10 protein-coding genes are annotated in these 11483 nt (G+C 36.8%); 4 read left to right on the top strand and 6 right to left on the bottom strand.

The genetic code is table 11. The features are described 5' to 3' along the window. Positions 1–117: 117 nt before the first annotated feature. The 4 genes from coaD to P8M52_RS02185 are packed head-to-tail and all read right to left on the bottom strand — an operon-like array spanning position 118 to position 2758. Positions 118–597, bottom strand: a complete 480-nt coding sequence (gene coaD / locus P8M52_RS02200; RefSeq protein WP_300306689.1) for a pantetheine-phosphate adenylyltransferase — start codon at positions 595–597, stop codon at positions 118–120. Between the two features lie 24 nt (positions 598–621). Next, a complete protein-coding gene (gene rsmD, locus P8M52_RS02195) occupies positions 622–1197 on the bottom strand; it encodes a 16S rRNA (guanine(966)-N(2))-methyltransferase RsmD (protein WP_300306686.1) in 576 nt (191 codons plus the stop codon). A gap of 3 nt (positions 1198–1200) precedes the next feature. Further along, the gene (gene ppa, locus P8M52_RS02190; RefSeq protein WP_300306683.1) at positions 1201–1731 is read right to left on the bottom strand and encodes an inorganic diphosphatase; all 531 of its coding nucleotides are present in this window, start codon (positions 1729–1731) and stop codon (positions 1201–1203) included. Further along, positions 1721–2758: a ribonuclease D gene (locus tag P8M52_RS02185; RefSeq protein WP_300306680.1), complete on the bottom strand. Its 1038-nt coding sequence runs from the start codon at positions 2756–2758 to the stop codon at positions 1721–1723. Before P8M52_RS02185 ends, ppa begins: the two co-directional genes overlap by 11 nt. An 85-nt stretch (positions 2759–2843) precedes the next feature. On the opposite strand from P8M52_RS02185, the gene P8M52_RS02180 reads away from it, so the two are divergent. From P8M52_RS02180 to P8M52_RS02165, 4 genes are read left to right on the top strand one after another with little or no spacing between them, the layout of a single operon-like run. Then, on the top strand, positions 2844–5000 hold the full coding sequence (locus P8M52_RS02180; protein ID WP_300306677.1) for an ATP-binding protein: 2157 nt from the start codon (positions 2844–2846) through the stop codon (positions 4998–5000). A gap of 22 nt (positions 5001–5022) precedes the next feature. Further along, positions 5023–5604, top strand: coding sequence for a response regulator (locus tag P8M52_RS02175; RefSeq protein ID WP_300306674.1), 582 nt, complete (start codon positions 5023–5025; stop codon positions 5602–5604). Between the two features lie 2 nt (positions 5605–5606). Continuing rightward, on the top strand, positions 5607–6980 hold the full coding sequence (gene trkA / locus P8M52_RS02170; RefSeq protein WP_300306671.1) for a Trk system potassium transporter TrkA: 1374 nt from the start codon (positions 5607–5609) through the stop codon (positions 6978–6980). Between the two features lie 24 nt (positions 6981–7004). Beyond that, positions 7005–8453 (top strand): TrkH family potassium uptake protein, encoded by a 1449-nt coding sequence (locus P8M52_RS02165; RefSeq protein WP_300306668.1) that lies wholly within the window; start codon positions 7005–7007, stop codon positions 8451–8453. Here the strand turns inward: P8M52_RS02165 and dinG are convergent. Beyond that, positions 8450–10510, bottom strand: coding sequence for an ATP-dependent DNA helicase DinG (dinG, locus tag P8M52_RS02160; RefSeq protein ID WP_300306665.1), 2061 nt, complete (start codon positions 10508–10510; stop codon positions 8450–8452). The two genes, P8M52_RS02165 and dinG, sit on opposite strands and share 4 nt — an antisense overlap. After that, on the bottom strand, positions 10510–11481 hold the full coding sequence (locus P8M52_RS02155; RefSeq protein ID WP_300306663.1) for a polyprenyl synthetase family protein: 972 nt from the start codon (positions 11479–11481) through the stop codon (positions 10510–10512). Before P8M52_RS02155 ends, dinG begins: the two co-directional genes overlap by 1 nt. Between the last annotated feature and the right edge of the window lie 2 nt (positions 11482–11483).

The following is an 11483-nucleotide window of genomic DNA, read 5'->3' as shown; positions in this document are numbered from 1 at the left end:
CCTAAGTCAATACCGATAATTTTTGACATTTTTACTCCTTGTATTTGATATACACCCTATATAGGGGTGAGTATTTCTATTTCAAGGAGTAATAATGAAAAAAATAATAAAGTGATCTTATAAGTGTTGCTTAAGTAGAATTTCTACTGATTTTGGTACAAAATGGCTGATATCGCCATTTAGAGATAAAATCTCTCGAACTAACGAGGAGGAAATGTTGGCGTATTGCTCTGCTGGCGTCATAAACAGAGTCTCAATCGTAGGATTAAGGTGTTTATTCATGCCCGAGAGTTGAAATTCGTATTCAAAGTCACTAACAGCGCGTAACCCACGCAAAATAACTTGGGCGTTTTGAGCGTTGGCAAAGTCAACTAACAAAGTGTTAAAACTCATCACTTTAATATTATTAATTCCGCTTAAAGTTTCTTTAGTAATATCAATGCGCTGATCAATACTTAGAAAAGCAGATTTTTTACTGTTTTGAGTAATACCGACAATAACCTCGTCAAACAATTTGCTGGCACGTTTAATTAAGTCAATATGACCATTCGTGATTGGATCAAATGAGCCAGGATAAATTGCAATTCTTTTTGTCATAAATAGTGCCAATAATGAATAAGTCTATAATACCTCAATTAGGCAATAATGCACTTGTCCTGAGCGTTTTTGTTTGTTAATTCTAAATTTTTGGGAAATTTTTTCAGATAAAAAGTGTTCGGTTATTTCAAATTCAGATTCTAGATAAACTTGACATCCTATCTTGAAAAAACCTGATTTTGAGAGTTGTATCAAGACTTTTTCAAGGAAGTTTTTATGAAAAGGCGGGTCGAGTAAGATAAAGTCAAAGTTTTGAGTAGGCTTTCTATCTAAAAAATCTAGAGCGCTAGTATTGATAATATGAATTTTGTCTGATTTTAATATTTTTCGATTTTTCTCTAGACTTTGAAATGCTTGATAATCTTTTTCAATACTAACTACTTGCTGAGCGCCTCGAGAAAGCGCTTCAAAACTTAGGGCGCCACTACCGGCAAATAAGTCTAAAAAAATCTTATTATTAGATTCGAATTGAATCCAATTAAACAAAGTTTCTCTTACTTTATTAGGCGTGGGTCTAAGACTAGGCGCATCAGGAAAGTGAAATTTCCTACCTCGATGTGTACCACCAATAATTTGGAATTGATTGGTGGTATTGCTCAACGTTTATTTAGTATAAGCGTCAAAAGATTCTTGTAATTCTCTTTTAGCTTCTTCAGCATCACCCCAGCCATCAATTTCAACCCATTTGCCTTCATCTAGATCTTTATAGTAACGGAAAAAATGCTCAATTTGATCTTTAAGTGTTGCACCAACATCATCAATACCTTTGATATCGTGATAAGATTTGCATAGTTTGTCTGTTGGAACGGCAAGAATTTTAACATCCTTACCTGCTTCATCAGTCATACGCAATACGCCAATTGGGCGAGCGGTAATAACTGAATCATGAATCAATGGATACGGCGTAATGACTAATACATCAGCTGGATCACCATCGTCTGCCAATGTTTCTGGTACAAAGCCATAATTGCATGGATAGAACATAGGTGTTGAAATAAAACGGTCTACAAACATAGCACCGGTTTCCTTGTCAATCTCATACTTAACCGGCGATGAATTGGCCGGAATTTCAATAATGACATTAACTTCATCGGGTAGATTTCCTGCAGTAACGGGTTTAAGACTATTTAACATTTTTCAACTCCTCTTTTAGTATGTGATAACGCCAACCAGTTAAAAATTTAACTGATTGATCGCCACGAATAAACTTTAACAATGTTTTGCCATTAGCAACCAATGTTTCGTCAAGATTATACTGAACTGCAATTTTTTGGATGAGTTTTTGCAGTTCATTTTTTTGCTGTTTTTCACTCTTGCTAGGGGGTTGGTGACTGCTAACCTCAATACGAACTTCAGTTAACTGCGGATGTTGCGACAAAAATTCATTAAACGTGTTCTTAGCCTGGCTTGAGAGTTTCTCTTTATTTGAGGCGTAATTAATTAACTGCTCATCCTTCATAATCCATTTTCTAGGCTTGTTGCTAGCCACGGCTTGTGATTCGCGCCAAGCTCCTAACTGTGCTGCCTTTTGGTGTTTACTTGTAGAAAGCTTAGACAGGCCTTTTATTTTTTTCCAAGCCTGATCAAGATTTGGTAGATATAAGTTAATATCAGATAAATCTATGCCTTCAGCCATAAGCCAAGCCAGTTTTTTTTCAGCTATTAATTGCTCGTTGAGCTGTGCGTAATTTTTGAGTAAATAACGCACATCATCTAACGCATATTCAATTGCCTCAGCAGGCAGTGGGCGTATGGTCCAATCAAGCCGTGTATAAGCTTTATCTAAAATAACACTTTGTAGAATTTCAGTGAGTTTTTGATATGATATTTGTGCAGGGTGATTAAGAAAATGCGCGGCAATTTGAGTATCGAATAATTGATTGGGCAATCGATTAGATAAATAATACAAGGCTTCAATATCTTGGCGTGCTGAGTGCACAATCCAAATGCTACTATCATCGTATAGTTTATTAAACAAAGGTTCTAAATTTTCAATGGCCAGTATGTCAATGCACTCTGCGCCACACTCAGTAGCAATTTGCACTAAGCATAAAATAGGGTAGAAAGTATCAACACGCTTAAATTCGGTGTCAATGGCTAAATGAGTTTGTGATTTAATGACAGTTAAAAAATCACTTAATTGTTGGTCGGTTTGAATCATTGTTGTATTTTAGCAACAAGTAATAATATTGCCACTTTATTTATGAGATAATTCCGGTTAATTGACTTATATCGAATAAGAATAAATGACTTATCGCCAAACTGCAAGTTTTATGAGCACGCCACCTACTTGGTTTTGGGCTTCGGTGTTTCTATTGTCTATTTCAGGCACTTTTTATTTAGGCTTGAATCCTCAATTAATTGAACAATGGTGGGGTTATTTGGTTGGCTATAACGTCATCTTAAGCTTGGTTTCAATTTATTACATCTATACTGATGTTACTCGACTTAAGCGCGATATTGGGCACGATGTAGTTGGTTCTAAATTCACCTGGTCGTTTATTAAGATTGTACCTATGTTGGTGATTGTGCCAGTATTGTCATTTTATTTGTTTTCTTTTCAAACCATTCAAAATAACGTTGCAGATTCTGAAAAAACCTTTGATACGTTTAGTAATAACTTTATCCATCAAGTGGATGGATTGTACCAAGGTGTTCAAGCTGTTAGAAATGAGCGTTACACTCAGCAAACCAAGCGTTTATTGACGCTAATCACTTCATTTGGTGACTTTAAGAAAGATGCTGGCAATTATAAAACAAGTATGCGTATTTTTTTAGAAGGCCTAATTGATAAAGGTTGGGCTTGTCAGATTACTTTGTTGGATGAGAAAGAAGAGGTGATTGCCAAGACTGCTGATATTTCGAATTGTATGGCAGTTGAAGATCAACCGTTGCCTGGTGCTCAGCCACGCACCATTAATGAAGATAGTGCCACAAACGTTATTCAGGTTAAGATGTCAACACGTTATATTTCTCGATCTGCAGACAAAACTTTTTTTGTAGTGGATGCAGTCTATGCAGCGGATCCTGGACTATTGGGATTTTTATCTCAAGTTGAAGCTTTTACCAAAAGAACTAAAAAGATTGAATTTGACTTAAATACTTCTGTCACTCAAAAGCGTTTCATGATTGACTTTTCATCAACCGTATTATTAGCAACATTAAGTGCGCTCATGTTGGTTTTTCGTATGATTGAAAAACTTATGCGACCGCTCAATAACCTGTCGGTTGCCACTCGAGAGATAGCCCAAGGTAATTACGATGTGCGTATAAAACAAAGCGAAGATAGTGACGATGTACGTTTACTGATTGATCAGTTTAATATTATGTCATCACAAATTCAAAGTTCTAAAGAAAGTCTGAATACCCATAATTTATATTTAGAGACTATTTTGAAATATTCATACGGTGTGATTGCTTTAGATGAGAATAGAAAGATTCGTCTTATTAATCCAGTCATTGGCAACATGTTTAATATTGAGAATGAGCAAGCCTTTGTGGGTAAGAGTTGTGCTGAAATGGGCAAGCAGTATCCAGAGTTGGCCCCTCTATTTGCATTAACCACTGAACAATTCAAAATTCAACACAGTGAGTGGAATGAATCGCTTGAATTAAGTTTGACTGACAGACATCTTTTGTTGTCTTGCCAAGGTGCAGCGCTTGAAAGTAACCATAAGATTTTAGGATATGTCATTATTATTAAGGATATTTCCAAGCTAAATCGCGCCCAGAAAAAAGCTGCTTGGGGTGAGGTGGCTGTACGTATGGCGCATGAGATTAAAAATCCGCTAACGCCAATTTTGCTCTCAGCACAACGCTTACGTAATCGTTTTATGGATTCTTTACAAGATCGAGATTTGGAGGTTGTTGATAAAACCACCAATACGATTATTGATCAAGTACAGTCTATGGATCTTATGGTCAGCGCTTTTGCAGATTATGCTAATACACCGCAAATTGAACGAAAACCAAGTGATTTAAACACCGTTATTGATCAGTCAATCTCTTTATATGATGCGCAAGAAGGTTTAAGTGTGACTTTTAATTTAGATAAGGATGTGCCGCAGCTATTGCTTGATTCAACCAGTCTTTCAAGAGTATTGATTAACTTGGTTAAGAATTCAGCTGAATCATCATCTAAGGCGGTCAACGTTAATATTATGACCCAATATCTGCCAAATAAGCAAATAGTTCGATTAAGCATTATGGATGATGGCGAAGGCTTTAATGAAGAAGTATTAGATCGGGTTTTTGAGCCTTATGTGACCACTAAGGTCAAAGGTAGTGGCCTAGGCATGGCCATTGTGCAAAATATTATTGAACAACATGATGCGCGTATATTTGCATCTAATGTGAAGCCACATGGTGCCAAAATCACCATTGAATTTGATTATCAAGAATAGATAAAAACAAGAGGTATATGTAATGAACAATACAAACATAATTGGCAGAATTCTCATTATCGATGATGAAAGTATTAATTCTGAAACCATGATGGATACTTTAGAAGATGTTAATTATCAAGTTAGTTTAGCCGCTAATGCACAAGAAGCTAAAAGCCTAATTGCAAAACAATCCTTTGATTTAGTTATGATGGATGTATGGATGCCAGGTCAAGACGGTATGTCGTTATTAGAAGAATGGATTGAAGCAGGATTTTCAACGCCTATTGTGATGATGTCTGGTCATGCAGAGCATAAAGATGTGGTTAAGGCAATCAAGCTTGGTGCGGTAGATTTTTTAAAGAAACCACTGCATGATATTTTGCCATTGGTACGTAAATTTTTATCTGAAAATATGACAAGGAATAATCAGCAAGCAGTCACCGGTATTGAGTTTGATGCACCGCTTAAAGTGGCTAGGAATATTTTTGAAAAAGAATATTTCAATCATCACTTGCAAGAAAACAATCATAACATTGCAGCAGTTGCTGCCAAAGCAGGTTTGGAACGAACAACACTATATCGAAAACTCAAAGATTTAGGCATTGATAAGAACAAGATTTAATTATGAAAATTTTAATTTTAGGCGCTGGCCAAGTTGGCTCTACTTTGGCTAAATATTTAAGTGAAGATAATATTAATGATATTACTATTATTGATAAAGACGATACCAATTTACTGGATCTTCAGCGACACTTAGATATTAAAACGATTTGTGGTCATGCTTCTTATCCAAATATTTTAGAAGAGGCGGATATTAGAAATATGGATATGGTGATTGCCGTTACTAAGTCAGATGAAGGTAATATGCTTGCTTGTCAGATGGCGCATACACTTTACCAAGTAGATAAAAAAATTGCCCGTGTACGTACAGCCGAATACTTACACCGTAAAGAGTTATTTTCAGATGACGCTATTCCAATTGATTTCATCATTACACCTGAAGGATTGGTAACGAATTATATTAAGCGTGTGGTTGAAGTTCCAGGAGCTGAACAAGTATTTGAATTTGAAAATGGTTTGGTGCAGTTGGTTGAAACTCGAGCCTATGCCGGAACCCCTATTGTTGGTCACCCTATTAAAGAATTACACAAACATTTGCCTAATATTCATATGCGCATTGTTAGTTTGTATCGAAATGGCCAAGCCATTTCAGCTTATGGTGATACAGTTATTAAAGACGGCGATCGTGTTTATTTTGTAACTAAAAAATCCAGTGTTTCTAAGGTTTTAAAAGAATTTAGGCGACTTGATAAGGCTTATAAAAATATTATTATTGCCGGTGGTGGACGAATTGGCCTTAATCTGGCTAAACATTTAGAGAAAAATCATCGTGTACGCATTATTGAAATGAGTAAAAGTCGCGTTAAGGAATTGGCAGATCAGTTGGAAGATGCGTTGGTGCTACGGGGTAATGCATCAGATGAGGAGCTGTTGTTAGAAGAAGGCATTGAAAACACCGATTTGTTTTTAGCGTTAACCAATTCGGATGAAATTAATGTTATTGTCTCAATTTTGGCAAAACGCCTTGGTGCTCATAAAACGATCGCCTTAGTAAAACGTAATGTTTATGAAGACTTAGCTGAGCAGAGTGAAGATGTGGATATGGTAATCTCGCCTGATCAAATTACCACCAGTGGTATTTTGGCACATATTCGTAAAGGTGATACGATGATGGTGCATTCTTTGCGCCAAGGTAAATCTGAGGCGATTGAAGTAATTGTTCATGGCGATAAGGAGCATTCAGACGTTGTTGGAAGGACGATTGAGCAGCTTAACTTACCAGACGGGGTTGTCGTTGGCTCTATCGTGCGCAATGATGAAGTGATTATGGGTTCCAGAGAATTAATGATCGAAGAAGGGGATCATGTCTTACTGATATTAACCGATGTGAATAAAATTCATGAAGTAGAAGAATTATTTGAAGGTTATTTTGATTAAAGTCAGCCTTATTTAGGATGTATTATGCAATTTAGTATTGTTTTTAAAACCATTGGTTTATTATTAATGGTGTTTAGTTTGACCCAATTACCCCCTGTTATAGTTGATATTATCTATCAGCAAAACGAAACTCACTCTTTTTTGACAGCCTTCTTACTGACGTTTTTAAGTGGTCTACTGCTTTATTTGCCTTTTAGAAAGTCAACCAAGGACTTTAGAATTCGCGAGGGAATATTGGTTGTCGTCAGTTTTTGGTTTGTACTGTCGTTATTTGCAACAATACCATTCTTGCTTTCTGAATCATTAAGAATGACTTTCTCAGATGCATTTTTTGAGTCTATGTCAGGATTGACAACAACAGGTGCAACTATTTTGTCAGGTTTAGATGACCTGCCAATGGCAATTTTGTACTACCGTCAACAATTACAATGGCTTGGTGGTATGGGTATCATTGTATTAGCGGTGGCTATTTTGCCAATGTTGGGTGTGGGTGGTATGGAGCTGTATCATGCAGAATCTAGTGGCATTTCAAAAGATCGACTAACCCCAAAGTTAACTCAAACTGCTAAAGCCTTATGGAAGATTTACCTAAGCTTTACTGTTGTTTGTGCTTTGGCTTATTATTATGCTGGAATGGATATGTTTGATGCAATTGGGCATAGTTATTCGACAGTTGCAATTGGTGGCTTTTCCACTCATGATTTGTCAATAGGATATTTTGATTCTATTGCAATTGAGTCTGTTGCTGTAGTCTTTATGTTTTTGGCAGGTATTAATTTCTCACTACACTTCTTTGTTTGGCGTAAGAAAAACATTCTAGCTTTTTTTAAAGATGCCGAATTTCAAACGTACCTGTTAATGTTAAGCGTACTGATTGCCATCATTTCAATATATTTGTTGAATAGTGGCTACTATCAAACCCCTGAGGAGGCGTTACGTTATGGTATTTTTCAAAGTATTTCTATCGCAACCACAACCGGGTTTGCTTCGACTAATTTTTCACTTTGGCCATTAATATTGCCAGTCATGCTGATTTTTGCTAGTTTTATTGGCGCTTGCGCTGGCTCAACAGGTGGTGGTATTAAAGTCGTAAGAGTATTGTTAATGTTTAAATTGGCAATGAAAGAGATTAAGAAGTTTATCCATCCTAATGCGCAAATAAATATCAAATTGAATCAGCGTAGTGTTGCTGAAAGTACTCTGGTTTCAGTTTGGGGGTTTTTCTCTCTTTACGTGATTGCGTTTATTTTAATCATGGTCGCTTTAATGTTTACCGGTATGGATCAGGTCACAAGTTTTTCAGCTACAGCAGCAAGCATGAACAATCTTGGTCCGGGCCTGGGTGAAGTGGCTGAAAATTACGCCTCAATTAGCGAAAGCGCCAAGTGGATTTTAAGTTTTTCAATGTTACTGGGTCGTTTAGAAATCTTAACTCTGATGGCGCTATTACATAAAGCTTTCTGGCGTTTTTAAGATTCAATAATAATGTTGTAATTAGGTAGGGCGGCTAATAGTTGTTTGCCATAGAATTTAGTGGTTAGTCGATTGTCAAAAATAGTAATCTTGCCAGTGTCAACTTCCGTACGAATGAGTCGTCCGCAAGCCTGGATAAGTCGTAAAGAGGCATCTGGCAAAGAGATTTCCATAAATGGATTTCGATTTTTTGATTGAAGGTAATCTGCCAATGTTTTATCAATGGGTGAGGTGGGAACACTAAAGCGCAATTTAATAATAATAACGTGAGTTAAGTTATCACCTTTAAGGTCAACACCTTCGGCAAAACTATCTAAACCAAATATAACACTACCCTTGCCTTGTTTACGCAAAGTCATGTGTTTTTCTAAAATGGTTTTCTTTGGATATTCACCTTGTATGAATAAATCACAATCAAGTTTTGATTCAACCATATCGGCCACCATTTGCATTTGTTTGTTAGAGGCAAACAAAATTAAAGAGCCTTCATTGTTGTTAATACGTTTTACCAGTTGACTGGCTACTTCTTGTGTATGGTCGTACACTTGGGTTGGGTTAGATTTAAATTTTGCGACAATAAAATCAACTTTTTCAAATTTAAAAGGTGACGGTAGGCGTAAGTATTGATTATTGGCTTTTATTAAACCAAGCTGGCTATTAAGTCGATTAAAGCTGCCTAATGATGTTAGCGTTGCTGAGGTAAGAATTGCGCCTGATGCTTTTGACCAAATGAGTGTATTTAAATTGTTAGAAATATCGGTTTGAGCACTACATAAACTGTAGTTAGTTTTTTTATTGGCGAGTGTATTTTTTTCAATCCATCTGGAGTGAGGTGAGTGTGAGCTATCATCATTTTGTAAAAAAGAAGAAAGGAGTTCAACAATGCCATTTAGGTGTTGTTCACATTCACCACTTGCATTGTTAATAGGATCGCTAATAGCTTTATCTAAGAGTTTAATTTTCAAAAAATCAGACCAAGATTCTCTAAGAGTGCTAAATTTATTTTGGATATTGCCTACCGAGATAAACAAATTCTGACCAATGGTTTTGACTGAATCATCAACTTGCCCTTGGTTAAACAAATGCACATCCTCGTCAAATTCTAGCGTTTTAAAAAGGACGCCTAGGTCAGTTAAATAGTCGTCTATCTGTTTGATATTAATCTCTGGCGCAACTTGCTCGGTAATAGCGCACATTTGATCACTAACACTTTTGACTTGACGAATACTGGTCTTTATAAATTCAGTGCCAGTGCTCAATGAAAAGTGCGATAAGGCTTTTGAGCTTAAATGATGCGCCTCATCAAAAATAAAAATAGACTCTTCAACGTCTGGCAAAACCGTGTTTCCAGTTGCCAAGTCAGCCAATACTAAGTCATGATTGGCAACAATAACATCAGCCTGAGTGATTTGTTTACGCGCTTTGAAAAATGCACAATCTTGGTAGAATTCACAACTCTTAGCAGTGCAAGTGAAACGATTGCAATTAATCTTTTGCCAAATATCATGATCAGGTGTGCGCATTAGGTCATCAATTTCACCATTCCATTTTTTTGCTGAATAATCTTCTAGTAGTTCAGACATCGCCTCTAATTGATATTTACCAGGGGGTTCGTCAAACAATAGACTGGAGTCAAAAAGCGCACCTTCAGATGCGCTATCCTCACATAGATTAATCAGGTTTCGAATACAAACATAACGAGATCGACCCTTAACCAGCGCATATTCAAAATCAACCTGGCAATATTTTTGCGCTTTGGGAAGGTCTTTCAATAATAATTGTTCTTGTAGGGCTACATTGGCACTAGAGACAATCAGTTTCTTTTTGTTGGCTTTGGCAATTGGAATACTGCCAAGCAAATACGCAAAGGTTTTTCCAGTACCTGTTGGTGCTTCGACACACAGAATTCTATTGGAATCTTGATAATCACCAGAGAGTGTTTTGGAGACTTCTGCAATCATTTTATTTTGCGAAGGGCGAACTCTAAAATCTGTCATGTCAGATTTTAACGCAACAAAAGAATCTTTAATTACAGCCTTTAGTTCGTCTGATAACACTATGATTTGCGCTGAAGAGAAAGATCACACAGCAAGATGAGCGCTTCTTTGTATGGTGATGTTTGAATATCATCCAAAGCGGCTTTGGCTAGGTCTGCAGAATTTTTAGCCTGCTGACGCGTATACCCAAATGCATCAACAGATTGCAATATTGTAATAACCTCAGTAATTTTACTGTTGTCGGCGTTGTTAATCGCATCTTCTAATAATTGCCTGTCAGCACCCGAAGTGTTGGCCAGAGCGTAGATCATTGGTAATGTGGTTTTTCCTTCACTAAGATCATCACCCACTTCTTTACCCATGGTTTCAAAGTCAGATTCGTAATCTAGCACGTCATCAATAATTTGAAAAGCGTTACCTAAGTGTAAGCCGTAATTTTTAAGCGCCAACTCTTGTTTTTCATTGACATTAGATAGAATGCCACCAATTTGAGTGGCTGCTTGAAATAGTACTGCAGTTTTTCGTTCAATAACTTGAAAATACTCGTCTTGTGTTAACTCTGAATTTTGACAATTTAGTAATTGTAACACCTCACCTTGAGCGATTTCATTGGTTGCTTTGGAGAGGATTTGCATAATCTTCATTGAGCCAGGCTCTACCATCATTTCAAATGCGCGTGAATAGAGAAAATCACCTACTAGTACGCTAGCTGCATTGCCCCAAACTTCGTTAGCTGTGTCTTTGCCACGGCGTGTTGATGATTCATCAACAATATCATCGTGTAATAGCGTTGCCGTATGGATTAGCTCAATTACCACAGCCATAAGTCGGTGATGTTCGCCTTGGTAGTTAGTGGCGCGAGCACATAATAGTAGTAGCAGTGGACGTAAGCGCTTGCCACCAGCACCGATAATATAACTACTCATTTGATTAATCAGAGCAACATTGGAGCTAAGGCGATTTTGAAGAATGACGTCAGTTTTTTTTAAATCATCTTTTAGTAATGTGCGAATGTCGTCAAAATTTTTCATGC

It is taken from the genome of Candidatus Thioglobus sp., assembly GCF_029243085.1.
GTDB lineage: Bacteria > Pseudomonadota > Gammaproteobacteria > PS1 > Pseudothioglobaceae > Thioglobus_A.
Note: the sequence above shows the minus strand (reverse complement) of the source record. Positions and strands in the feature narration are given on the sequence as shown.

Excerpts from the sequence above, each read along its gene's own strand:
- P8M52_RS02175 (WP_300306674.1), top strand. The coding sequence starts at position 5,023 with ATGAACAATACAAACATAATTGGCAGAATTCTCATTATCGATGATGAA.
- trkA (WP_300306671.1), top strand. The coding sequence starts at position 5,607 with ATGAAAATTTTAATTTTAGGCGCTGGCCAAGTTGGCTCTACTTTGGCT.
- P8M52_RS02155 (WP_300306663.1), bottom strand. The coding sequence starts at position 11,481 with ATGAAAAATTTTGACGACATTCGCACATTACTAAAAGATGATTTAAAA.
- P8M52_RS02165 (WP_300306668.1), top strand. The coding sequence starts at position 7,005 with ATGCAATTTAGTATTGTTTTTAAAACCATTGGTTTATTATTAATGGTG.
- P8M52_RS02180 (WP_300306677.1), top strand. The coding sequence starts at position 2,844 with ATGACTTATCGCCAAACTGCAAGTTTTATGAGCACGCCACCTACTTGG.
- coaD (WP_300306689.1), bottom strand. The coding sequence starts at position 597 with ATGACAAAAAGAATTGCAATTTATCCTGGCTCATTTGATCCAATCACG.
- P8M52_RS02185 (WP_300306680.1), bottom strand. The coding sequence starts at position 2,758 with ATGATTCAAACCGACCAACAATTAAGTGATTTTTTAACTGTCATTAAA.
- ppa (WP_300306683.1), bottom strand. The coding sequence starts at position 1,731 with ATGTTAAATAGTCTTAAACCCGTTACTGCAGGAAATCTACCCGATGAA.